General features: G+C 37.4%; 25 protein-coding genes, 1 tRNA gene and 1 pseudogene. 7 read left to right on the forward strand and 20 right to left on the reverse strand.

From position 1 onward, the window contains the following. Together BN52_RS05945 and murB are read right to left on the reverse strand one after the other, a co-directional pair. Positions 1-333: ABC transporter ATP-binding protein (locus BN52_RS05945; RefSeq protein WP_040473441.1), on the reverse strand; the 333-nt coding region annotated here is incomplete at its 3' end. 63 nt (positions 334-396) lie between these two features. After that, complete coding sequence (gene murB, locus BN52_RS05950; RefSeq protein WP_008473465.1) at positions 397-1,290, reverse strand: UDP-N-acetylmuramate dehydrogenase; 894 nt, start codon at positions 1,288-1,290, stop codon at positions 397-399. Between the two features lie 141 nt (positions 1,291-1,431). Here murB and BN52_RS05955 point away from each other — a divergent pair, with 141 nt between their 5' ends. Continuing rightward, the gene (locus BN52_RS05955) at positions 1,432-1,965 is read left to right on the forward strand and encodes a 3'-5' exonuclease (RefSeq protein WP_008473467.1); all 534 of its coding nucleotides are present in this window, start codon (positions 1,432-1,434) and stop codon (positions 1,963-1,965) included. Between the two features lie 57 nt (positions 1,966-2,022). Here BN52_RS05955 and tsaE read toward each other — a convergent pair whose 3' ends face one another. The 3 genes from tsaE to BN52_RS05970 are packed head-to-tail and all read right to left on the reverse strand — an operon-like array spanning position 2,023 to position 4,179. After that, positions 2,023-2,499 (reverse strand): tRNA (adenosine(37)-N6)-threonylcarbamoyltransferase complex ATPase subunit type 1 TsaE, encoded by a 477-nt coding sequence (tsaE, locus tag BN52_RS05960; RefSeq protein ID WP_008473469.1) that lies wholly within the window; start codon positions 2,497-2,499, stop codon positions 2,023-2,025. Positions 2,500-2,502: 3 nt separating this feature from the next. Beyond that, entirely contained in the window at positions 2,503-3,480 is a 978-nt protein-coding gene (pta, locus tag BN52_RS05965) for a phosphate acetyltransferase (protein ID WP_008473470.1), read from the reverse strand. Positions 3,481-3,498: 18 nt separating this feature from the next. After that, complete coding sequence (locus tag BN52_RS05970) at positions 3,499-4,179, reverse strand: uracil-DNA glycosylase (RefSeq protein ID WP_008473471.1); 681 nt, start codon at positions 4,177-4,179, stop codon at positions 3,499-3,501. Positions 4,180-4,263: 84 nt separating this feature from the next. Here BN52_RS05970 and BN52_RS05975 point away from each other — a divergent pair, with 84 nt between their 5' ends. Both BN52_RS05975 and BN52_RS05980 read left to right on the forward strand, forming a co-directional pair. Continuing rightward, positions 4,264-5,160, forward strand: a complete 897-nt coding sequence (locus BN52_RS05975) for a Cof-type HAD-IIB family hydrolase (RefSeq protein ID WP_008473472.1) — start codon at positions 4,264-4,266, stop codon at positions 5,158-5,160. Further along, a complete protein-coding gene (locus tag BN52_RS05980; RefSeq protein WP_040473442.1) occupies positions 5,144-5,668 on the forward strand; it encodes an LURP-one-related family protein in 525 nt (174 codons plus the stop codon). The genes BN52_RS05975 and BN52_RS05980 overlap by 17 nt, the downstream gene beginning before the upstream one ends. Here BN52_RS05980 and BN52_RS05985 read toward each other — a convergent pair. The 6 genes from BN52_RS05985 to BN52_RS06010 form a co-directional block, all read right to left on the reverse strand. Beyond that, entirely contained in the window at positions 5,665-6,231 is a 567-nt protein-coding gene (locus BN52_RS05985; RefSeq protein WP_008473475.1) for a GNAT family N-acetyltransferase, read from the reverse strand. The genes BN52_RS05980 and BN52_RS05985 overlap by 4 nt on opposite strands. Further along, a complete protein-coding gene (locus BN52_RS05990; protein WP_008473476.1) occupies positions 6,224-6,691 on the reverse strand; it encodes a methylated-DNA--[protein]-cysteine S-methyltransferase in 468 nt (155 codons plus the stop codon). Before BN52_RS05990 ends, BN52_RS05985 begins: the two co-directional genes overlap by 8 nt. Before the next feature lie 68 nt (positions 6,692-6,759). Beyond that, positions 6,760-7,515 carry a triose-phosphate isomerase gene (tpiA, locus tag BN52_RS05995; RefSeq protein ID WP_008473477.1) on the reverse strand — a complete coding sequence of 252 codons (756 nt, stop codon included), beginning with the start codon at positions 7,513-7,515 and terminating at the stop codon, positions 6,760-6,762. A gap of 19 nt (positions 7,516-7,534) precedes the next feature. Then, a complete protein-coding gene (locus tag BN52_RS06000; RefSeq protein ID WP_008473478.1) occupies positions 7,535-8,746 on the reverse strand; it encodes a phosphoglycerate kinase in 1,212 nt (403 codons plus the stop codon). A gap of 106 nt (positions 8,747-8,852) precedes the next feature. After that, positions 8,853-9,869: a type I glyceraldehyde-3-phosphate dehydrogenase gene (gap, locus tag BN52_RS06005; RefSeq protein WP_008473479.1), complete on the reverse strand. Its 1,017-nt coding sequence runs from the start codon at positions 9,867-9,869 to the stop codon at positions 8,853-8,855. A 40-nt stretch (positions 9,870-9,909) separates the two neighbouring features. Then, positions 9,910-10,956, reverse strand: a complete 1,047-nt coding sequence (locus BN52_RS06010; protein WP_008473480.1) for a sugar-binding transcriptional regulator — start codon at positions 10,954-10,956, stop codon at positions 9,910-9,912. Positions 10,957-11,204: 248 nt separating this feature from the next. Here BN52_RS06010 and BN52_RS06015 point away from each other — a divergent pair. Next, positions 11,205-11,276: transfer RNA gene (locus tag BN52_RS06015), tRNA-Arg, on the forward strand. 100 nt (positions 11,277-11,376) lie between these two features. On the opposite strand, the gene BN52_RS06020 is transcribed toward BN52_RS06015, so the two are convergent. The 3 genes and pseudogenes from BN52_RS06020 to BN52_RS06030 all read right to left on the reverse strand — a co-directional run bounded on the left by BN52_RS06020 (position 11,377) and on the right by BN52_RS06030 (position 14,245). Next, the gene (locus BN52_RS06020; RefSeq protein ID WP_008473481.1) at positions 11,377-12,306 is read right to left on the reverse strand and encodes a glycosyltransferase family 2 protein; all 930 of its coding nucleotides are present in this window, start codon (positions 12,304-12,306) and stop codon (positions 11,377-11,379) included. Further along, complete coding sequence (locus BN52_RS06025) at positions 12,303-12,710, reverse strand: GtrA family protein (RefSeq protein WP_008473483.1); 408 nt, start codon at positions 12,708-12,710, stop codon at positions 12,303-12,305. Before BN52_RS06025 ends, BN52_RS06020 begins: the two co-directional genes overlap by 4 nt. 85 nt (positions 12,711-12,795) lie before the next feature. Beyond that, positions 12,796-14,245: pseudogene (locus BN52_RS06030) on the reverse strand (LBA0864 family S-layer associated protein). 212 nt (positions 14,246-14,457) lie between these two features. On the opposite strand from BN52_RS06030, the gene BN52_RS06035 reads away from it, so the two are divergent. Next, positions 14,458-15,888: an APC family permease gene (locus BN52_RS06035; RefSeq protein ID WP_008473486.1), complete on the forward strand. Its 1,431-nt coding sequence runs from the start codon at positions 14,458-14,460 to the stop codon at positions 15,886-15,888. A gap of 89 nt (positions 15,889-15,977) precedes the next feature. Here the strand turns inward: BN52_RS06035 and BN52_RS06040 are convergent, their stop codons facing one another. From BN52_RS06040 to BN52_RS06060, 5 genes are all read right to left on the reverse strand, one after another. Next, entirely contained in the window at positions 15,978-16,754 is a 777-nt protein-coding gene (locus tag BN52_RS06040; RefSeq protein ID WP_008473487.1) for an ABC transporter permease, read from the reverse strand. A gap of 3 nt (positions 16,755-16,757) precedes the next feature. Next, the gene (locus BN52_RS06045) at positions 16,758-17,558 is read right to left on the reverse strand and encodes an ABC transporter permease (RefSeq protein WP_008473488.1); all 801 of its coding nucleotides are present in this window, start codon (positions 17,556-17,558) and stop codon (positions 16,758-16,760) included. Continuing rightward, complete coding sequence (locus BN52_RS06050) at positions 17,518-18,465, reverse strand: ABC transporter ATP-binding protein (RefSeq protein WP_008473490.1); 948 nt, start codon at positions 18,463-18,465, stop codon at positions 17,518-17,520. The genes BN52_RS06045 and BN52_RS06050 overlap by 41 nt, the downstream gene beginning before the upstream one ends. 347 nt (positions 18,466-18,812) lie before the next feature. Continuing rightward, positions 18,813-19,424 (reverse strand): Rgg family transcriptional regulator, encoded by a 612-nt coding sequence (locus tag BN52_RS06055; protein ID WP_008473491.1) that lies wholly within the window; start codon positions 19,422-19,424, stop codon positions 18,813-18,815. Then, entirely contained in the window at positions 19,400-19,630 is a 231-nt protein-coding gene (locus BN52_RS06060) for a helix-turn-helix domain-containing protein (RefSeq protein ID WP_008473492.1), read from the reverse strand. Before BN52_RS06060 ends, BN52_RS06055 begins: the two co-directional genes overlap by 25 nt. Positions 19,631-19,808: 178 nt before the next feature. Between BN52_RS06060 and BN52_RS06065 the strand changes: the two genes are divergently transcribed. Next, complete coding sequence (locus BN52_RS06065) at positions 19,809-20,261, forward strand: Fur family transcriptional regulator (RefSeq protein WP_008473493.1); 453 nt, start codon at positions 19,809-19,811, stop codon at positions 20,259-20,261. A 38-nt stretch (positions 20,262-20,299) separates the two neighbouring features. Here the strand turns inward: BN52_RS06065 and BN52_RS06070 are convergent, their stop codons facing one another. Beyond that, a complete protein-coding gene (locus BN52_RS06070) occupies positions 20,300-21,907 on the reverse strand; it encodes an SH3-like domain-containing protein (RefSeq protein WP_008473494.1) in 1,608 nt (535 codons plus the stop codon). Between the two features lie 171 nt (positions 21,908-22,078). Between BN52_RS06070 and clpP the strand changes: the two genes are divergently transcribed. Next, entirely contained in the window at positions 22,079-22,663 is a 585-nt protein-coding gene (gene clpP, locus BN52_RS06075; RefSeq protein ID WP_008473495.1) for an ATP-dependent Clp endopeptidase proteolytic subunit ClpP, read from the forward strand. Positions 22,664-22,772: the final 109 nt, after the last annotated feature.

Below are 22,772 nucleotides of genomic sequence, written 5' to 3' on the forward strand. Positions count from 1 at the left end.
GATTTCATTTAAAGGACGTTTTTTGATTTTCAAACCAAAAGCAACATTTTCAAAAACATTTAAATGCGGGAACAAAGCATAATTCTGAAAGACGGTATTGATTTGCCGCTTAGAAGGATCAAGATCCGTAATATCTTTTCCATTAAAAAAAACTTGTCCTTCAGTTGGTTTGGTAAAACCAGCAATTATTCTTAAAATGGTGGATTTCCCAGAACCACTTGGTCCCAACAAAGAGTAAAATTTCCCAGATTCAATCGTCAAATTAATGTCATCAAGGGCAACAAAGCCATCATCATAGCGTTTCTTTACATGTTTTATTTCAATAATTGCCATTCTTTTCTTCCTTCAAAAAAATAGCTACAAGCCTCTAGGCCTGTAGCTTGTCCTGCCTTCAACTTATTCATTACCAATTATTCGTACTTCTGTTTCTAAACTAATCCCATATTTTTCTTGGATTTTTTCTTGGATAAAATGAATTAGTTTTAGATAATCAGTTGCTGTTGCTCCACCCTTGTTAACGATGAAACCAGCATGTTTCATTGAATTTTGTGCACCACCAATTTGCGTTCCTTGAAGACCTGCTTTGATTATCATCGGGCCAACAAAATGACCCTTTGGTCGTTTAAAGACGCTGCCACATGATGGATATTCTAACGGCTGCTTATATCGTCGAAGGGCGTTCAAATAATGCATTTGATCCAAAATAGTTAGTTTATTGCCATGTTTAAGTTTAAATTCAGCAACCACAACAATCTCATCTGAACTTTGAATACGCGAATTGCGATAAGAAAAATTCATTTCTTGATTACTATATTCTTTAAGTTCACCATTTCTTGTAATTACAGTGACTTTATCAACGACATCTTTAACTTCACCACCATATGCTCCAGCATTCATAAAGACGCCTCCGCCCACACTGCCTGGAATACCAGCGGCAAACTCAAAACCTGTTAAACCATTATTAGCTGCAGCAAAGGCAGTATCGATAATCCGTGCACCTGCTTGCGCGATGACTCGATCATCTTTTACCGATATTTCATTCATAGCTGTTAAAATCACTACTAAGCCTGAAATACCGCCATCACGGATAATTAAATTGGATGCATTACCAATTACAGTAATTGGTAGTTTTTCTGCTTTAGCGACTAGTAAAAGTTGCCTTAATTCATCCAGATTTTTAGGGAAAGCCAAATATTCAGCTCGACCACCAGTTTTGGTAAAAGTATAGCGACTCAATGGAATCTGAGTTTGAATGTTAATCCCATTATTTTTTAAATCGAGTAGCTGCAATGAAAAGACCCCCTCATTTAATTTACTTTTCCTATTTTACCGCATTCCGAACCATACAACCAGTTAAAAACGAAATAGCTATTATTAATCCAAAATTTGTGACATAATTATAAAAGATGTGTGCGAAAGTGAGGTTAAAACATGAACTTTGTGGCAATGGATTTTGAAACTGCCAATCGCTATCCTGAAAGTGCTTGTTCATTAGCACTAGTAATGGTACGAGACAACCAAATCATTGATCGATTTTATACTGTCATTAATCCTCAGATGCCATTCGATAGTCAAAATATCAAAGTTCATGATATTACGGCTGATGATATTAAGGATGCACCAACCATGGCTGAACTTTGGCCTAAAATCAAGGATTTATTTAAACCGGGAATGCTAGTTGCTGCTCATAATGCTCGATTTGATACCAACGTTATGAAACAATCTTTAGCTCGTTATGGAATTGATGAACCGCATTATTTAGTAATTGATACGCTTAAAACTAGTCGGATTTTTGAACCTAATCTAAAAGATCATAAATTAAATACCGTATCTGATGCACTTAACGTTGACCTTTGGCATCATCACAATGCCCTTAGTGATAGCGAAGCTTGTGCAGGAATTCTAATTGCACAAAATAAAGAGTTTGGCAATGAACCAATCAAAAATCTAATCTACCAAATTTAAAAAGCCAAGAATAAACATTGATAATTTTTTTGATCATCAATGCTATTCTTGGCTTTTTTATGCGTTAAAAGTTGCGATCAACTTATCAACCCATTCTTGATAGTGTGCTCCTTTAGGTAAAAATTCAACTATCCGCTTGGTTGAATTCCATTCATCGTCAACACGAGTAATGTTTAATTGCAGGTATTCTTCTGGTAGGTCATTTAGAACCAATTGAGGCCATTCAATGACTACTAATCCACCTTCCGTTAAATAACCTGCTAGGTCGATTGAAGAAAGGTCATCATTTTCTAAACGATAAAAGTCCATATGGAAAAGCGGAAGCTTCCCTTCGCGATACTCCCTAACAATTGTAAAAGTTGGACTCTTTACAGGACGTCTAATTCCTAGTGCACGACCGATTCCTTGAGTCATTGTCGTCTTGCCAGCACCTAAGTCACCTTCTAGCAATAATAGGTCATTAGGACTAGCGGTATTGGCAATACTTGCACCTAATTTTTGCATTTCTGTTGAAGAATTGATTTCTATTTTCATATATTAATCCTTAAAAATCGCTTGAGCAGCAGTCAAAATGGCTAGATTATAGACATCATCACTACTTGCTCCACGTGATAAATCGTTAACCGGTTTAGCAATCCCTTGCAAAATCGGACCTACCGCTAAGAAATTACCCAATCTTTGCGTAATCTTGTAACCAATATTGCCAGATTGTAATTCAGGGAAAACAAAAACATTAGCATGACCGGCAACCTTTGAGCCAGGTGCCTTACTTTGACCTACACTTGGCACAAACGCAGCATCGAATTGCAATTCACCATCAGCCGGAATTTCAGGATATTTTTCTTGGAACAACTTAGTAGCTTCAACCACTTTGTCAATCATTGCTCCTTTAGCTGATCCCTTAGTAGAAAAACTTAAAAAGGCAACTTTAGGATCAATTCCTACCATTTTAGCAGTTTGAGCAGATTGATAAGCTATTTCTGCTAAAGTGGTAGCATCAGGATCAATATTGATTGCACAATCAGCAAAAACATATTTTTCTTCGCCACGTTCCATTACAAATGATCCTGAAACACGATGCATCCCTGCTGCTGTTTTGATGATTTGCAGTGCTGGTCTAACTGTGCTAGCCGTTGAATGGGCTGCACCAGAGACCATTCCATCTGCAATATTTTCATAAACAAGCATCGTACCAAAGTAACTTACATCTGATAACATCTTTTTTGCATCTTCAGCTGTCGACTTACCATTACGTAATGCAACCAATTCAGCAACCATTTTTTCAAGACCACCATAGGTTTGAGGATCGATGATTTTCACATGCGTAAGATCAAGCTTCAAATCTGCTGCCATTTTGCCAATCTCGGTTTCATTTCCCAGCAAGATTGCAGCAATTACGCCTTCATTAGCTAATTTCACAGCAGCTGATAACACACGCTTATCATTTCCTTCTGGAAAAACAATCGTCTTCTTTTCTGATAAAGCAATTTTCTTTAAAGTGCTAAAAATATCCATTTGTTTTCCTTTCTAAAATCAATTTATTTGTTCTGGCAACTGCCAATCTATTGGCAACTCGCCAAATTTGTGTAGCGCCTCATTACACCTTGAAAAAGGACGGGAGCCAAAAAATCCCCGATCTGCTGAAAAAGGACTAGGATGAGCAGACTTGATAATTACATTTTTGCTTTCATCTATTAAAGGAATTTTATTTTGAGCGAATTTGCCCCATAAAATAAACACAACTTTACCACGTTCACTCAATGCTTTGATTGCAGCATCTGTAACGGCTTCCCAGCCTTTTCCTTGATGCCCATTCGCATGACCATAAGGAACGGTCAAAACTGCATTTAACAATAATACTCCTTGTTCCGCCCAGCTCTTCAAGTAACCATGATTTACTGGTCGAGCACCTACATCATCATATAATTCTTTATAGATATTTTTAAGAGATGGAGGCAAGCTTGCACCCGGGCTAACAGAAAAGCTCATCCCATTAGCTTGTCCAGGATTATGATATGGATCTTGACCTAAAATTACTACTTTTGTCTGAGAATAAGGCGTCAACTTAAAAGCCGTAAAAATGTGATACATATCAGGAAAAATTTGCTTAGTAGCATATTCCCCTTTCAAGAAATTATGCAATTGTTGATATTGTTCGCTTTCAAAAACAGGATCTAATATGTCATCCCAATCATTTCCGATTAACTTTTTCACCTAAATTCTCCCCTCTTTTCTTATCCTCTTTATGGTATCATGATTTTGAAAGATAAGTTGATTTTTATAGAAAGATTGAACGAAATGATTAAATTAGTTGCTTGTGATCTCGATGGTACCTTATTTAATAGCGATATGATGGTTTCTCCTGAAAATGCTACTGCCATCAAAGCTGCTCAGCAAAATGGAATTGAGTTTTTAGTAGCTACTGGACGCGCTCCAAGAGAATCAAAAGTTCTGCTTGAAGATGCTGGAATCAAAAGTGGCTTTATCAATCTTAATGGCGCACTAGTGTTCGATGCGTCAGGTAAACTGATAATCAAGCATCCAATTCCTGCCAATTCAGCCATGAAATTGATCAATCTGCTTCACGATAATCATTTTTATTTTGAAATAGTTACTGCTGATAATGTCTATACTGAGGATTTAAGTAAAAGAATTACTAATGTCGCTCATTTTATGGTAGATTTAAATGCTGGAATTACTTTTAGAGAAGCTGTAGCAATTACTGCTGGAAATAAGTCAATTTTAAATATGACTCAAGTTGATAGCTATGATGAACTTTTCCAAAACGAAGATCCGAAAATCATGAAATTTTTAGTGTTTGATCATCGCGGTCATGAGGCTTTTGAAGATGTTATTACAGAAATTAACCAATTAAATGGTTTGGTTGTTACTTCGAGCTCGTCATCAAACATTGAAATCAATGCCGTACAAGCACAAAAAGGCTTGGCCTTACTTGATTATGCCCAAATCAAACATATCAAACGCAAAGAAATTGCAGCCATCGGTGATAACTTGAATGATGAAAGCATGATCCGCGAAGCAGGTATTGGTGTTGCTATGGGAAACGCTGTCCCTAAAATTAAACATTTAGCTCAGATCACGACTTCTAGCAATAATGATAACGGCGTCGCTAAGGTTTTATATAAGTTTATTGATGAAAATAAGTCAGGTAATAATGATGAAATTCTTGCTTAAATTAAATCAAGAAAAAGCTTATGGTCAGATACCTGTTACTGACGAAGCTGGTAATCTTCGCTATATTATCAAAGGCAACCTCGATAATCCCAACCATACGCTTTATCTTTGTGATCCCAATAATCAGGAGATTGGACGTTTATATACTGATGGAACTGGACTAATCGCTTCTTTTACGATTGATGTAATCAATCATTCACTGGTTAGTGTAAAGCGTCTCAATGTTCTCACTAATGCCAATCTATTTTATATTACACGTTTGAATTATGTAGTAACTGGAAGCATAAAAAATGGCACCTACACTTTTCGTAATGGAATTAAAAAGGTTGCAGGTGTCCAAACTTTTACGAATGCTTCTGGTGTGTTATTACAATGTGATATTGATTTACCAGAAGACACTCCTTTTATTTTATTGATTACAGTTTTATTTACTCAATGGCATATCAAGCCATTGAAATTACCATCAATTACTGGTTTAAATCGTAAATTATCGACAGATCTTTCTTAAATTTCTTTGATCATATGATCGTAAACTCGATCACCAATAGTCATCGAATTAGTAGTTACAAAGCCCTTGTGTTCATATAATCGTTGAGCACGAGGGTTTTCTTTATCCACGTTTAAACTAAGCTTGTGATAGCCCTTTTTCTGTCCTACTGTGACTGAATAATCAAGTAATTTGCTAGCATAACCTTTACCCCAATGATCTGGATGAACAGCTAACGCATCAAGGTACCATTCTTTAGGCCAAGCTTCTTGATCATCAAAGATGACAGTTGTCGTTGGCAAACCAACACGTGGCATTTCACGCTTCAAGACAAAGTCAATAATCTTTTGATCTTCGTATGAATACATTACCAATATTGCCGTTACTACCGCGGCTTTATTCTCATAAACCCAAGTTCGACGATATGAATAACGGTAATTATCCGAAATAAAGCCTAATTTCATCAAATCATAAAATTGATCTTCTGGAAGACTCTTGATAGATTCCATATCCATCTCTTCAAAAATTTGTTTAAGAATAGGATAAACAAAAGGAAAATCAGATTTTTCAGCTCTTCTAATCATTGTTACCTCTCTGTTCAAATATCAATAATTTCTTTTTTCGGTCTATTCCACCAGCATAGCCAACTAAACTGCCATCACTTCCAACAACTCGATGACAAGGGATTATTAATAAGACAGGATTATTAGCTAGACAACGACCAATTGCTCTAGCGCCACCAGTTTTCATTCCTAATTGTTTAGCAATCTCTCCATAACTTTTAGTTTCACCTGGCTTAATTGCCATTACTTGTTTGAAAACTCTTTTTTGGAAAGCAGTCAAATTTATATTTAATGCAATATCCGCAAAACTAGGTTGCCTACCTTGGAAATAATAATCTAGCCATTGATCAATTTGTTTGTTATTCTTTTTAACGCCACAGCCTTTCATTAACTGATCACTAAAAAATAATTTTACTAGCTTATTCCCCTCGGTATAATAGACTATTTTTCCCAGTGGGGATTGATACTCACCATAATCCATAATTTTTCCTCTATAAAAAATAAGACTGGCAAAATAATACCAGTCTTATTTTATCATATAAGGTTATTTTAGTCTTGGTAGTTTACCAATGCTAAGAATGATTCTGGCTCTAAGGCAGCACCACCGATTAAACCACCGTCGATGTTTGGCTTAGCCATAATTTCCTTAACGTTAGCAGGCTTTACTGAACCACCATATTGGATACGAACGTTTTCAGCAGTTTCTTCATTATACAAGTCCTTGATAGTTTCACGGATAGTCTTGCACATTTCTTCTGCTTGTTCAGCAGTAGCAGTCTTACCAGTACCGATTGCCCAGATTGGTTCATAAGCGATAACCAATGAAGCAACTTGATCAGCTGATAAGCCTTCCAAGTCAGCCTTGATTTGACCAACAACCCATTCTTCTTGCTTGTTAGCTTCACGAGTTTCTAAACTTTCACCACAGCAAAGAATTGGGGTAACACCATTAGCAAACAAAGCCTTAGCCTTCTTATTAATGTCTTCATCAGTTTCGTGGAAGTAACCACGACGTTCTGAGTGACCAATGATGCAGTAGTTAATGCCCATTTCTTTCAATACCTTAGGTGAAGTTTCACCAGTGAAGGCACCTTCTTCTTCAAAATAAGCATTTTCTGCACCAATGTGCAAGTTGCTACCTTCAGCAGCTTTTCTTAAAGCATCAAGGTCAACTGCAGGTGCACAAATTGCAGATTCAACTTTGCTTGATTCTGGCAATTTGTCCTTTACTGCTGCTACAAATTCAGCAGTTTGTTCAGGATTCATATGTAACTTCCAGTTACCAGCAATAATAGGTGTACGCATTAAAATTTCCTCCTAATTTCTACTTATCTGAGATGCAAGCGATACCTGGTAATTCCTTACCTTCAAGGTAGTTAAGTGAAGCACCACCACCAGTAGAAATGTGAGTAATCTTAGGTGCAATACCCAATTGCTTAGCAGCAGCAGTTGAGTCACCACCGCCGATAACAGTAGTTGCGTCAGTTAATTCTGCCAAAGCACGACCAACTTCTAAAGTACCTTCAGCAAAGTTTGACATTTCGAAAGCACCCATAGGTCCGTTCCAAACAACAGTCTTAGCATCCTTCAAGATTTCCTTGAATTTAGCGACAGTCTTAGGACCAATGTCAAGACCCATTTCGTTGTCAGGAATATCATCACCAACAACTTCGTGTGAAGCATCGTTTGAGAATTCAGTTGCTGCTACATTATCAACAGGAAGAACGATCTTGTCGCCAGCCTTTTCCAAAAGACTCTTAGCAAGGTCAACCTTGTCAGCTTCAAACAATGACTTACCAATCTTGTGACCTTGTGCTGCCAAGAAAGTATAAGCCATACCACCACCGATTAAGATGTGGTCTGACTTAGGAATTAAGTTTTCAATAACACCGATCTTGTCTGATACCTTAGCACCACCCAAGATAGTTACAAATGGGTGAACTGGGTTTTCAACAGCATCACCTAAGAACTTAATTTCCTTTTCCATCAAGTAACCAGCTGCTGCAGGCTTACCTTCTGCCTTCATAGCAGTTGCAATACCAACGTTTGAAGCGTGACTTCTGTGTGCAGTACCGAAAGCATCGTTTACAAACATGTCTCCAAGACTTGCCCAGTATTCTCCAAGCTTTGGATCGTTCTTAGATTCACGCTTACCGAAATCATTGTCAATATCTTGGAATCTAGTGTTTTCAAGAACTACTACATCGCCATCGTTCATAGCGTTAATAGCGTCTTCTACTTCTTTACCTTCGTTTTCTGGAACAAAAGTAACTGGCTTTTCAAGCAATTCGCTTAAACGTTCAGCAACTGGCTTCAATGATAATTCTTTCTTATCATCGTCACTCTTAACACGACCTAAATGGCTCAACAAGATTGCCTTACCACCATTGTCAATAATGTACTTAATAGTTGGAAGAGCAGCAACAATACGGTTGTCATCACCGATAACGCCACCCTTAATTGGGACATTAAAGTCTACACGTACTAAAACTTTTTTACCTTTAACATCGAGATCTGAAACGATTAACTTAGCCATCAGAAACCTCCGAATTTATTTTTTCTTCAAAAAAAGGCGGAAGGAAGAATCTCCCTCCGCCTTCTCAATTACCACTTAACGTTAAATCATTTAACTAAATTAATGATTAAAGAGTAGCAAACTTCAATAAAGTACGAACCATTTGGCAAGTGAATGACCATTCGTTGTCGTACCAAGCAACAGTCTTAACTAATTGCTTGTCACCTGCAGTAGTTACCATAGTTTGAGTTGGGTCAAAGATTGAACCAGCAGTCATACCAACAATGTCGCTTGAAACAACGTTGTTTGGTTCGTAAGCGAATGATGGGCTTTCGTACTTCTTCATAGCTTCGTTGATTTCGTCAGCAGTTACGCTCTTCTTAAGGATTGAAACCAATTCAGTTACAGAACCATCTGGAACTGGAACACGTTGTGCGTGACCGTTCAACTTACCGTTCAATTCTGGAACAACAAGACCAATAGCCTTAGCAGCACCAGTTGAGTGAGGAATAATGTTAACTGCTGCCGCACGAGCTGCACGCAAGTTACCGCCACGAACTGGACCGTCCAAGATCATTTGAGTTGAAGTGTAAGCATGGATAGTAGTCATAGTACCTACTTCAACACCAAATTCCTTTTGCAATACGTTAACCATTGGTGCCAATGAGTTAGTAGTACATGAACCTGCTGAAACGATAGTGTCGTCTGAAGTCAAAGTGTCTTCGTTTACTGAGTAAACGATAGTCTTCAAGTCGTTACCTGCAGGAGCTGAAATCAATACACGCTTTGCACCAGCGTCAAGGTGAGCTTGTGACTTAGCCTTGCTAGTGTAGAAACCAGTACATTCAAGAACAAAGTCAACGCCATCGTTCTTAACCCAAGGAATGTTTTGAGCTTGTGGTTCTGCGTATACACGGTATTTCTTGCCGTCTACAACGATTGAGTCTTCAGTAGCTGAAACTTCGTGGTTGAAAGTACCATGAGTTGAGTCGTACTTAAGCAAGTGTGCCAAAAGTGCTGGAGTAGTCAAGTCGTTAATAGCAACAACTTCAATATCCTTTGACTTTTCGCCCAAGTCCATAATACGACGGAAAGCTAAACGACCGATACGACCGAAACCGTTAATACCAATTTTAACTGTCATAACCTAAAAGTCCTCCTTAAGAACTATAAAAACAACAATTTTATTTTAAACGAGAGTTATTCTCCTTTAAAATCGCTTCTGAGGCGCCCTCATCAGTAATCAACCAGGTTTGATGAGGCGCATTAGGCATATAAGCTTTGATTGCGTCCGCTTTTGAAGCTCCACAAGCGAAGGCAAATATGCGAGGTATTTTACTTAGATTTTCGAACTGCAATCCAACCTGGGTGATGCGGTCGACAATCCTTCCATCTTCACCGAAGAAACACCCGAAACATTCGGTGATTGCTTTTTTCTCCCGCAAGTCTGATAACTTAATCGAATCATAGCCTCTTCGCTTAGCCATTTCTTGAGCCAAACCAATACCATGAATCACCACATCGCTTTGCGAGATATCTTGTAGCAAATCAGCAATTGCCGGCTCTCTTATCAAAGAATTGTATGCCTGCTCTGAAACTTGCTCAGGTAAATATAGCGTTTTATATTCACCATGTGTTCGAGCAGCCATTTCCTGAACAATCGTATTACTTTGAGTTTTTACATTTTCGCCTAGGGCTCCCCGCCCTGGAACAAACTCCAACTCACGATTATTTGCCAAATTCTTTGAAAGATACCTAGCTGACTTAGCTAACGCCATGCCACCAAGAACTGTAATAATTGAATGACCTAATGGAAGCAATAAGTCCAAAGCAGAATTTAAAGCTTCCCCCATCTCCTGATAAACACGATCTTGAAAATCGCCATTACCCGGAACAATGATAGTTCGTTCAATATTTAACTTTCTCGCCAATTTCAATTCTGTTTCATCAGCATTAAACAATCTATCGACGAGAGGTGCAGCATCTTGTAGCACTTTCTTGCCCTTTTCGGTTAGAAACATGCCAAAGCTTTTGATTTCGATTAAACCGAGCTTCTTTAAATATTCAGTTTCAGTCCTCACTGTCCGCTCTGTCAACCCTAACCGTTGAGCAACTAACCTGCGTCCAATTGGAGCGCCATTTGCAACTTGCTCAAGGACAAGATATCTTTGTCGAACGATCTTTAAGACATCAGGTACCAGAGTCTCGAGCAAGGAAAAATCCGAGTTCATAAACTCCTCCCTCTCCGCTGGGACACTTTACGACCATGATCTTGCCGTATTTTGTCCCAGATCGCTTAAAAATATAAGAGAAACGCGGATCCATAGACTTTCTTAAATCCCATTTCTCACTCGACAATGTAAGTATAACAATCTCTATTTCGAAATTCAAGTGTATTTAGTGAATTATTTATAATCTCCTTTTTTACATGAAAAGCCTTTTATTTTATCCCTTTTTTTGATATAGTTGTTATGGTTCTGGGCCCTTAGTGTAATGGATCGCACGTAAGATTCCGGTTCTTAAAATCTGGGTTCGACTCCCAGGGGGCCCATATAATTATTTGATAAGTGTTGATTTTTCAATACTTATTTTTGTGTGGTACAACATGTAAAAAGCATTGTCGGTAATATGGCAATGCTTTTTACATTTTATCAAGCCTCTTCTTCCACGATGTATATTGGACGCTTCTTTACTTGCAGGTAGATTTTTCCAATATAGCGTCCAATTATTCCAATACATAGCAATTGGAGTCCACCAATTAGCAAAATAATGCTAACCAATGAAGCCCAGCCAAAAATGGCCGAGGTTGGATCAACGATATGTCTCACAATTACCCAAATAATCCCAGCAATTGCCAACAGTGAAGAAAAACTCCCTATTAATACAGCCAAGTTCAATGGAGCTAATGAAAAGTCTGCTATCCCATCAAAGGCATACTTAAACAGCTGCCAGGTATTCCAGCTAGTTTCACCTGCAACTCGCTTTACATTATGGTATTCCAAATATTTAGTACGAAAACCAACCCAAGAAAAAATCCCTTTAGAAAAGCGACTATATTCGCCTAAAGAAGTAACAGCATCTACCATTTGTCTCGTCATCATCCGATAGTCACGAACATTAGGCACGATTTGGGTTTCTGACAATTGATTGATTATTCGATAAAAACTTCTACTAAAAAAAGTTTTTATCTTATCTTCACCCACGCGATCAACTCGTTTAGCACCGACGCAATCCCATTCACCAGTCTCGAGCAAGGCCAACATCTGTTCTAATAGATCAGGTGGATCTTGTAAATCGGCATCCATCACGACTACAAAGTCGCCAGTAGCTGCTTTTAGCCCCGCCAACAAAGCTGCTTCTTTACCAAAGTTTCGAGAAAAAGAAACGTAATGAATCTTATCGCCAATCTGTTTGCGCAATTGCTTAATTTCCACCAAGGTTCGATCCTTTGAACCATCATTGATGAACCAGTACTCAGCTTCAATTTCTAAGCCAGCTACTACTTTTTCAACCGCTGGATAAAAAAACTTGATCGCTTCTTGTTCATTATAACAAGGTACAATAATTGAAAGTTTTTTCATGAGATTCCCTTTCTTTTAAACGTCACTTTCTTATTAATTAAAAATTGAAGTAGGACTGCAACTATCATTGAAATAATTTTTACCGCATATTTATCTTGATGCAAAATGGTCACAAAAATCCATAAACAAATCGTGGTAAATAGAGTGGTAATTTGTCCAACCAAAAAATATCCTACAAGTCTGAGCCAAAAGCGATCATAAACTTTAAAGGTCACGTAGCTATTCCACAGATAATTGTGAATTAAGGCAATACTGCTTGAAATGATATTCACGACTTCAATAGGCAAAACTTCAAGTCGTTGTACAAAATAAAAAATTCCCAAATCAACCAAAAAGCCAAGGATCCCAATGATACCATATTCGACTAATTGGATTAGATTTTCTTTTTTAGCTATTTTACTCATACCTATATTTTAACAAGTTTTAGCATAGTAAACAGCAACAAAAAAATCTAAGCATCAATAATCGATACTTAGATTTAAATCGTTATTACTTAATCTTACCTGAAGTTAATTCTGAGCGTTGGGCAAATTGAACATAGAGTTGTCCACCATCTACACCCATACCTTCAATTTCACGACGAGTATTGAAGTGGTAGCTCTTCACTGCAGTACCATTTTCTGTAACTTTGAAAATGTAATCATTGAAACCAATGAAGAAGTAACCATTGCCATAAGCAAAACCTTGAACTGGTGAGTTAGTAATAAAGTCGCCATTGGTTGCGCCAACTTGAGTTGGTACCCAAGTATCGCCAGAGAGGGTCAACTTCCAGTATTCGTATAAATGATGTCCACCATTGTGGAACAAGGCATACATCGTACCATCATCAGTGAAGGTAGCATTGTGAATGTAGCGATTATCAGCAATCTTAAAGATCCAGATCTTTTCAATTTGCATATCGCTCTTGCGAACTTGCAAGATTTCTTCTGACTTAGGACCATTCTTGTAGTTGTTGTCGTTAGCCATGACATAGATGTAGGAGCTTGACGAACCTAATGATTGACCATGCCCCATCTTAATGTAAGGACTAACCTTGATGTTTTGTGAGTAGGTCTTAAAACTGCTCCAGCTCATTGTCGTCAAGTTTTGGACTGCATACTTACTCTTGATTGCATTCAAATTGTATGAAACCAAGTGACCTCTTTGATCAGAGTTCTTGTTGTACATTGAAGTTACAAAAATGTTGTTGCGGATGGTCATCCCTTCTGGAATAACTCCGACTTGACCCATTTCATCCCCTGCTTTACCGTAATCCAAACTTACAAAGCGAGGTTCAAATGCGGGTACGCAAAGTTAAATCGCCACTCTTAAAGGTATTGCTAGTAGTTTCTGAACGATAGCCATGAGCTGCATTCCAGTTCCTTGATGAACCCTTGGAGCCACCGTTCCAAGTAGTGCTATTCTTGAAACCCTTCATTGCTGATTTTGAAGTACTGCCAGTTTGTCCAGGATGAACCGTTACGTTGACAGTCGCGCTAGCCTTGCCATAAGTATAGGTTACAGTTGCATTTGAAGAAACTGATTCTTGAGATACTTTAACTTTATCTGGGTTAACAGCAGTACCTTTACTATCGGTTGCATAGTTAATAGCATCACGCGTATTGAAACTATAGCTAGGGTTTTGTACCAGAGACACTTCCTTAGCAACTGAAATTTTGTTTCTAGCAAAGAAGTTTTGGCTTACCCAACCTACATGACGACCACTTACATAAATGTCCCAGAAGGTACCCTTCTTAGTTTTTTGATATTGCTTTGATTGAATTTGACCATATTTAAAGTACTTAGTCGATGTGAATTTTCCAGTAGGACCATTACCATTAACGGAATGGTAAATAGCATAATCCTTATCTCCCGCTACTTTAGTAACAGCTTTGCTATACGAGGTAGCTGCTACTTTATTTGTATTAGTATTAGCAAAAAGAGTTACTCCCGCAAGCATTGCACCAGCTAAAGCGACTGCTCGAAAACCTTACTTGTGCTTCATTTTTCTTCCTCCCAAAACTTACAATTAATTATGTTTACATTATATCACGAAAGCGATCACAAGTGCTGTAGATTAGAGTTTAATTAATCTGAGCGAATTGTAACCGTTTTTGGTATATAATAACTAAGTTAGTTAATTTATATTGTTATTTATAAGGGAGAAATTCTATGGTAGAAAATCAAGGCAATCCCAAAAAAATGATGTGGACTACTTTGGCAATGATGGCTTTCTCCACAGTATGGGGTTTTGGTAACGTAGTTAACGGCTATGTTTACTTCGACGGTACGAGAGTCATTTTTAGTTGGGTACTAATGTTCCTGTTATATTTTGTACCTTACGCTCTAATGGTAGGTGAATTAGGTGCCACTTTTAAAGAAGCAGAAGGTGGAGTTTCCTCTTGGGTTAATGCCACAATGGGGCCAAAGTGGGCATATTATGCTGGCTGGACTTATTGGGCTTGCCACGTGGTATATATTTCAAGTAAAGGTACCGGAGGTCTTCGTGCAATGTCATGGGGCATCTTCGGTAACACTTCGTGGTACGATGCCATTCCAACCGCATGGACGCAAGCGGCAACTTTAGTAATTTTCCTATTCTTCTGCTGGGTTGCTAGCCAGGGTATTCCAGTTTTAAAGAGTTTAACGACAATTGCTGGTACTTCAATGTTCATCATGTCAATCTTGTTTATCGTCATGATGTTCGCCGCTCCAGCAATTAATCCACATGCAAGTTACTATTCCTTCAATTTTAACTGGAAGAGTTTGTTGCCAACATTCAATGTGAAATACTTTACTTCACTTTCAATTTTGGTTTTTGCTGTTGGTGGGTGTGAAAAAATTTCGCCATACGTAAACAAGGTAAAAGATCCATCCAAGAACTTCCCTAAAGCAATGATGGCTTTGGCAATCATGGTTATGGTTTCAGCAATTTTGGGTACGTTTGCGATGGCGTTAATGTTCGATCCAAAAGTGGTCAACAATAATCTTAACGAATATATCTCAAATGGTGCTTACATGGCCTTCCAACGTTTAGGTGAATACTACCATGTGGGTGGATTATTCATGTACATTTACTCATGGTGTAACGTAATCGGTCAATTTTCAACATTAGTTTTGAGTATTGATGCTCCATTGCGTATTTTGCTTGGTAGTAAAGAAGCTAAGGAATTCATCCCATCAAAATTATTGAAGCTCAACAAAAATGGTGCTTACATTAATGGTATTTGGATGATCGTGATCCTATCAGGAAGCTTGATTCTCGCTCAAGCATTGTTGCCAAACGCTCAAGCAGTTATGGCTCAATTGGTTAAACTTAATTCTACAACAATGCCAATGCGTTACTTATGGGTATTTGCTGCTTATATCGCTTTGAGAAAACAACAAGAAAAATTTGTCACTTCATATCAAATGACTAAATCTCAAGGCTTAGCCTATCTAGCAGGAATCTGGTGCTTCCTAGTAACAGCTCTTTGCTGCATCTGGGGAATATACTCAACAGATCCTTTCACCTTCTTCTTGAACATTATCACTCCTATTATCCTAGTAGCATTAGGTTTGATTTTGCCTGCAATCAAGAAGCGAGAAGCACGTAACAATTAATCTAAAATTAAAAATTTTTACATTTTAAACCCCGAAAAGCCAAATTTGACTTTCGGGGTTTTATTATGTGTCTATAAAAAATAATCGCTTTAAGTTCCAGTACTCTGATACTTATTTAAGAACAATTTCCAAAGCTGATATATGATCACGAAAAATACTACACAAATTACTGGAATGACGAACAGCCAATACCATTCGTGATGCTGCGCTATTCGTTCCTGGGGAATCGATGCTATCCAGCCGATGGGAAAAATGAACGTCAGAATCCATTTTAAAGCTTGCGAATAGATTGACAATGGGTATTTGCTTAGCTCAAAGAAGTCAAAGGTTACTTCTGCTAAGTCGGACAGACCGTTTGAAAATAAGGACACGGTATTGCCCAACAAGGCTAGGCCCATAAAGATGAGCGAGGTAAACAATGAAATGAATATAAACATCACCGTTATGTACCATGGATAGCCCAATTGCACGTCTACGAATATAACCAGTATCAATGAAACCGCCAGGTCTCCCCATGAGTCTTCATCAGCTCGTTGATTGATCAGCTGAAACAAGGGATTGATCGGCTTTACCAGAATCGTATCCAGCGTCCCTTTATTGATGAATTCAGCTATATTCAGCGTATTGATGAAAAAACACCGGAAAATTGAAAAAGACAAGGTGGCCAGCGAATAAGTCAATATCAGTTCTTGGAAGCTGTAGCCCTTAATCGACGGCACGATATTAAACAGAAATCCTAGCGCTACGATATTCAAAATATTTTGGATTGCCATGCCAAAAATAGCGAAATAAAAGTCTAGATCGTAGACGGCCAAGGCTTTAAGGTTGACCTTTAAATACTCTCTTAGCAATTTTGCATATCTCATATTCTACCCTCCTTGAATTACAACCGACTTAACAGCCCTGTTAAAGAGGCCCAGGTAAATAAAATGAAAGACGACGATATAAAACAGCTGAATCAGCACGATCTTCGTAAACAAGTCAAGGCTAGGATTCTGAGACAATAGCCCTACTGCCCCAAACGAATATTGGAAAGGCAGAATATCCGACAAGGATCTAATAAAGCTGGGGTAATACTCCACTGGGAAGATGTTTCCCGATAGGATCAACAAGATAGCCGATTTAAAAGTGGCGATGCCCCAGATGCTGTAGGTATAAAAGGCAAAAGTTCCCAAAATCAGCTCGATTTCAAAATACAGCGTGTACGCCAAGGCAATCGCTACGCACACCATTAAGACGGACAAAACGGTTACTGCATGGGGAACCAACAAGAAATAGATGACGATTTCCACTAATCCAATTACCACAACCTTAGCCAAGGAGTACCCCAAGCCTTCCCAGAAGAACTTATTCTCCAGGCTAATCGGCTTCAACAAGCTTAAGGCCATGTCTCCAGATTTGATCTCATCGTTGAGCTCATAGCTGCTTTTTGGGAAAGCCATGCTCAAGAACTGCATCAAGACCAAGTAGCTGATGGTCTGCTTGAACTCAACTTCAGGCTTGTTTACTAAAACGGCCTTCCATAAAAAGAACTGAATGGTAATCGAGATTAGGATCGAGCCCAAGTAGAATACTAAGGCGTATCTAGAAGAGAATCCCTTTTTAAATCCCATGCTCATAAGCATTCCTCTAGCTTTCAAAGTTATCCCTTCTTTCTGCGGTTTGTTCAAGCAAGTACTCCAATTTCGATCGCTTGACTTCAATATGCTGGATGTCCAATTGGCCAGTGATCAAACTAAGCGTGTTCTTAACTTCATCGCTGGCGATATCAGCGACTTCGTAGCTGCTGTCTGAAACCTTTCGAATTTCAAGCTTGCCTTGAATTTTGCTTAGATCGTCTTGAGTAGTGAATTTTATAGTAGTTGGCGTATCTAGCTTTTCTACTTCTGCGATCGACTTGTCTAAAACCAATTTGCCCCGATTAAGAATGATTACCCGTGAACATACCTTTTCTACTTCTTCTAAATCGTGAGAGGTAAAGATGATCGTCTTATCGGTCAAAGTCTTCAAAAAGCTTACGATGCTGTTCTTGGTCACTACGTCCAGTCCAATCGTTGGCTCATCCAAGATAATTAGCTCTGGATCATGGATCAAGGCAGCGATAAATTCCGCCTTCATGCGTTGACCAAGACTTAGGGTTCTAACCGGTTGATACAGAAATTCAGCTGCATCCAGCAATTTAGTCAATCTAGCAAGCCGCTCTTCATAAACGTCAACGGGAATTCGATAAATCTCTCTATTCAGCTTGAAAGTATCAATCGGAGGTAAATCCCAGCGCAATTGGCTTCTTTGGCCAAAGACGATTCCTATGTGCATGGCATTTTTTTGCCTAAACTTGACTGGATCGCGATCGAAAGTCTTTACTTCTCCTCCCGTTGGCTGCAGGATGCCCAAGATCATTTTTATTAAAGTAGATTTTCCTGAGCCATTTAATCCCACCAAGCCGATGTGTTCGTTTTTTTCAATCGACAAGGTAATGTTATTAACCGCCGAGTAGTCGATGTATTCTTTTTTCAATAAGCCTTTAGACTTAATCTTCTTGTATTTTTTCGAGAGGCCATTAGTTTCAATAATCATTATCTTTTCCACTCCTCCACATTCCAAGTTATTGTTCCAGATACAGAGTTGAAATCAACATTCTGTATATCTGATGATATTAACCATGTCTCTTCTTTATTAAACAAAGAGATAGAAGAGACATATTTATTAGATAGATTTTTACTATATTCTACTGATCAATCGACTTACCCTTTATAAAGTGTCATATGCGACACTATTATTTATACTTACAAAAATTTTTTTGATGAAACCAATAAAATTTATGGTAAATTACTATTCATGACCTTCTCAATGACAATGATTTTTATATAAAAAAGTATTTTATAACCTACAGACACCCAAAAATTACTATTGTTCAATTACCACTATAATTTCCTTTTGTATACTTTTTTAACGAAGTCCTTTAGACCTATCTTATTCAAAAAATCTAATACCATTCGTGTATCTTCATATTCCTTATTAAGCAGATGATCATAATAATTACACATGATTAATGCAAAATAATTTTGCGGTTGTGGATCCATTTGTTTCAATTTAAGAAGGACAAACTGGATTATACTTTTGTCTTTACTTCGATGAGTAAATGCCATATTTAAATAATTTACCAAAATGGCATGAATCAATTCTCTATATTCCCTATTTTTTTGATCATACTTGTCTAGAATAGATTTTATTATTGTATTTACTTCATTAATTTCAAACAAACTCATTGCCATCGAAAATAAACGTAAATTATACTTATTCCAATTCTCCACCTCAAAAATAACCCTTTTTATTAGATTAACTTTATCACTAGGTAGCTCAGATACTGTATTTTTCAGATTAGATTCTAATAGTATTGTATGAGCCAGAAGTGTCCTTACTTCTCTAGTTTGATGTTCATTTTCGAGTTTGAGTTTTATATCCTTGATTGAATTTAAGTCATCTTTATAAAAACTTATTCTTAAACGATCTAAATAATATTCATATTTAACCAACTTTCTTTACTCTCAAGTGATTCAAAAAAATCTGAGGTTTTTATACCGTGTAAACTTAAAATCTCTTTCAAATCGCAGGCTTTTATTTCATATTCTCCTCGTTCAATTTTTGAATAATAAGATTTTGTCAATACATTACCTGCCATTTTTTCTTGGCTAAGTCCCAATTCTTCTCTTACTTTCTTCAACTCACTACCAATATTCATTATTATTCCTCAAATAAGCTGTTTTTATCTTTAATATTTAATATTGCTTTTAACATTGTCTGCTAAAAATGATAAAAGGAAGCACGTATTTTTTCAAGGAAAATACCTTTTTACAGGCGTTTTTTTATGGTTGATGGTAAACTAGATAGTAGATAAAAACTGAAAGCTGGTGAAATTTATGACAGAATTAAAGGCAGCCGACTTACTACATCAACATCAACTTAAAGCAACTAGGCCCAGACTTAAAATTCTTAACTACTTAATGGAGAATCACAATCATCCCACAGCCGATATGATTTACCGTGCACTTGTAGCTGAGGATGATCACTTAAATCGAGCTACGATCTATAATACTCTGAATTCTTTAATCGAAGTTGGGATCGTGATCGAAATCAAGAATGGCGATAATTCCAGTCATTATGATTTCTTTGTTGAACCTCACTTTCACATTATTTGCAAAAATTGTGGACGAATTGCTGATGTTTTCTACCCTAATTTTGATGAAATTGAAAACAAAATGCGTGAAAACGCAGAAGAACAAACAGGATATATTACTTCCAGTAGCCACTTGGAAATCTTCGGCATCTGTCCTAGTTGCCAAGCTAAACTAAAACATAAGAAAAATTTGTAGACAAAAAACGGCCCTCATGGGACCGTTTTTCTTGTTGTTTATCTTAACTTATTGCTTTCAAGCAATTCTGCACGCTGTGCTAAATTGATGTATAAGCGATCATTTGATACTGAAATACCTTCAATTTCTCTACCCGTTGTCACCGCATATGACTTTTGGAACTCTCCTGAACGACTAAGCTTTACCAAAAGATCATTGAAGGCAATATAGAAGTTTTGGTTCTTTGGATCATAAGTAAATCCTTGAACTGGTGAACCATCACCTACTAAAGTTCCTTTAGTGGCACCAACGATTTGTGGATACCAGTTGTCACCAGTACGGTTAAGTTCCCAATACTCGTAACGACTGCTTTGTGGATCATAGTATAATCCGTACATTTGGTAATCAGAAGTTATCACTGCATTTTGGAAGTAGCGTGGTGCATCTTGACTACCATTCCAGCATTTAATTGTCCAGATCTTGTTGATCAACATGTCGCTCTTACGAATTTGAATCAATTCTTCAGAATCGTTACTTAACTTTTCACTATGATCGTTTACTAATACATAAATATATTTGTCGGTTGCACCCATTGCTTGACCGTGACCAATTGGAATATATGGGCTTACCTTGATATTCTTAGCATAGTTAATAAAATCTTTTAGTGGCATAGTCAAAAGATTTTGAGTTTCAAATGGATCTGTTAATTCTTCCAAGTTGTAACCAACAATATGACCTTGAAGTAAGTTGGTGTGACTCAATAAACTAGTGTAAGCCCAGCCATTTGAAACAGTTACACCTTCTGGAATGTGACCAACACGGTTAATATTACCATCATCGGTATCTGTCTTAACACTCAATAAAACTGGTTGATACAATCTAGTAGTCAAGCTGAGATCTTCAGTCGTAAATGTATGTAATTTAGTTTCTGGTTGGTATTCTCTAGGACTAATATAGTTCAATGATGAACCATAGTGAGACTTCCAACTCTTAAGATCACTTACGCCATTTTGACCTTGAACAGCGTTAGCATCACCAATACCTTCACGAGTACTCTTTCTGACTGTAACTTTAACTGTTTCAGTGGTATCGCCGATGCTATATTTGATCTTGTAAGTCTTAGGGTCCGTACAACTAACGCTATCTCTTGAAACTGAGACTTCAGAATTATCAACTACTGTACCCGTTGCATCAGTGGCATAGCTAATTGCATCCCTACTATCAAACAACGCATTTTCATTTCTAACAAGTGAAACAGTCTTTGGTACGGCAATAGCATTGCGAGCAAAGTAATTTTGGTTTACCCATCCTACTGGACGACCATTAACATAGATAAACCAGTAAGTATATTTACTAGTCTTAATACTTTGAGTTGATTGAATATGACTATATCTGAAATCAATTCCATCAGCTACCTTGCCTTGGGGTTTACCTTTATTGATAACTTTCCAAACTTTATAGTTTTTATTGCCAGCAACTTTGGTCATTAAACTATAGCTAGTTAAGATATCACCTTTTTGTTTCTTAACACTATCTGTTGCATCAACTTCACCAGATTTGGCACTGGTATCTTTCTCATCAGCTGAAACATGGTAGTTAACATCGGCTAAAAAGCCTAAGCTAAGTGCTAGAGCTGAGCCAGCGACGAAAATGTTTTTAAGCTTCATGATATCCTCCTAAAACTCCTATTAATTATTCTTGTCATATTTACTATTGTAATATAAAAAAGTAACAAGAAAAATACAAATGCGATACATCTTAATTGACATTATGAAATGTTAGTGTTTTAATTAGCACTGTACTCATGAGAGTGCTAATTGTATTTTAGGAGGTAAATTATGCTTGTACCTACAGTTATTGAACAAACTGCTCGTGGCGAACGTGCATATGACATTTACTCACGGTTATTAAAAGACCGTATTATCATGCTTAGTGGCGAAATCAACGACCAAATGGCAAACTCAATTATTGCCCAATTACTATTCCTTGACGCACAAGATAACACTAAAGATATTTCACTTTACATCAATTCTCCTGGTGGTGTGATCACTTCAGGTTTAGCTATCATGGACACTATGAATTTCATTAAGTCAGATGTATCAACTATTGCTATTGGTATGGCTGCTTCAATGGCTTCAATTTTGTTGACTTCAGGTACTAAGGGCAAGAGATTTGCATTGCCAAATTCAACTGTTTTGATTCACCAACCATTAGGTGGAGCTCAAGGTCAACAAACTGATATTCAAATCGCTGCTGAAGAAATCTTGAAGAGTCGTAAGAAGTTGAACCAGATTTTACATGAAACTACTGGTCAACCAATTGAAAAGATTCTTAAGGATACTGAACGCGACAACTACATGACTGCTGAACAAGCTAAGGAATATGGCTTGATCGACGAAATCATGGTTAACAAGAAGAAGTAAGCTAAAACTATTTAAAAATGATTGATAACTGCGCTAAAACGCTGTTTATCAATCATTTTTTGTTTTTGCGATTAAATCAAAAACTCAAGAGCCACAACTATTCTATGAT

The organism is Lactobacillus gigeriorum DSM 23908 = CRBIP 24.85 (assembly GCF_000296855.1).
GTDB classification, from domain to species: domain Bacteria; phylum Bacillota; class Bacilli; order Lactobacillales; family Lactobacillaceae; genus Lactobacillus; species Lactobacillus gigeriorum.

What these genes read in the sequence shown, in the direction of transcription:
- BN52_RS05955 (WP_008473467.1), top strand. Translation starts at nt 1,432, where the DNA reads ATGAACTTTGTGGCAATGGATTTTGAAACTGCCAATCGCTATCCTGAA.
- tsaE (WP_008473469.1), bottom strand. Translation starts at nt 2,499, where the DNA reads ATGAAAATAGAAATCAATTCTTCAACAGAAATGCAAAAATTAGGTGCA.
- pta (WP_008473470.1), bottom strand. Translation starts at nt 3,480, where the DNA reads ATGGATATTTTTAGCACTTTAAAGAAAATTGCTTTATCAGAAAAGAAG.
- BN52_RS05975 (WP_008473472.1), top strand. Translation starts at nt 4,264, where the DNA reads ATGATTAAATTAGTTGCTTGTGATCTCGATGGTACCTTATTTAATAGC.
- BN52_RS05980 (WP_040473442.1), top strand. Translation starts at nt 5,144, where the DNA reads ATGAAATTCTTGCTTAAATTAAATCAAGAAAAAGCTTATGGTCAGATA.
- BN52_RS05985 (WP_008473475.1), bottom strand. Translation starts at nt 6,231, where the DNA reads ATGATTAGAAGAGCTGAAAAATCTGATTTTCCTTTTGTTTATCCTATT.
- BN52_RS05990 (WP_008473476.1), bottom strand. Translation starts at nt 6,691, where the DNA reads ATGGATTATGGTGAGTATCAATCCCCACTGGGAAAAATAGTCTATTAT.
- tpiA (WP_008473477.1), bottom strand. Translation starts at nt 7,515, where the DNA reads ATGCGTACACCTATTATTGCTGGTAACTGGAAGTTACATATGAATCCT.
- BN52_RS06000 (WP_008473478.1), bottom strand. Translation starts at nt 8,746, where the DNA reads ATGGCTAAGTTAATCGTTTCAGATCTCGATGTTAAAGGTAAAAAAGTT.
- gap (WP_008473479.1), bottom strand. Translation starts at nt 9,869, where the DNA reads ATGACAGTTAAAATTGGTATTAACGGTTTCGGTCGTATCGGTCGTTTA.
- BN52_RS06010 (WP_008473480.1), bottom strand. Translation starts at nt 10,956, where the DNA reads ATGAACTCGGATTTTTCCTTGCTCGAGACTCTGGTACCTGATGTCTTA.
- BN52_RS06020 (WP_008473481.1), bottom strand. Translation starts at nt 12,306, where the DNA reads ATGAAAAAACTTTCAATTATTGTACCTTGTTATAATGAACAAGAAGCG.
- BN52_RS06025 (WP_008473483.1), bottom strand. Translation starts at nt 12,710, where the DNA reads ATGAGTAAAATAGCTAAAAAAGAAAATCTAATCCAATTAGTCGAATAT.
- BN52_RS06035 (WP_008473486.1), top strand. Translation starts at nt 14,458, where the DNA reads ATGGTAGAAAATCAAGGCAATCCCAAAAAAATGATGTGGACTACTTTG.
- BN52_RS06040 (WP_008473487.1), bottom strand. Translation starts at nt 16,754, where the DNA reads ATGAGATATGCAAAATTGCTAAGAGAGTATTTAAAGGTCAACCTTAAA.
- BN52_RS06050 (WP_008473490.1), bottom strand. Translation starts at nt 18,465, where the DNA reads ATGATTATTGAAACTAATGGCCTCTCGAAAAAATACAAGAAGATTAAG.
- BN52_RS06060 (WP_008473492.1), bottom strand. Translation starts at nt 19,630, where the DNA reads ATGAATATTGGTAGTGAGTTGAAGAAAGTAAGAGAAGAATTGGGACTT.
- BN52_RS06065 (WP_008473493.1), top strand. Translation starts at nt 19,809, where the DNA reads ATGACAGAATTAAAGGCAGCCGACTTACTACATCAACATCAACTTAAA.
- BN52_RS06070 (WP_008473494.1), bottom strand. Translation starts at nt 21,907, where the DNA reads ATGAAGCTTAAAAACATTTTCGTCGCTGGCTCAGCTCTAGCACTTAGC.
- clpP (WP_008473495.1), top strand. Translation starts at nt 22,079, where the DNA reads ATGCTTGTACCTACAGTTATTGAACAAACTGCTCGTGGCGAACGTGCA.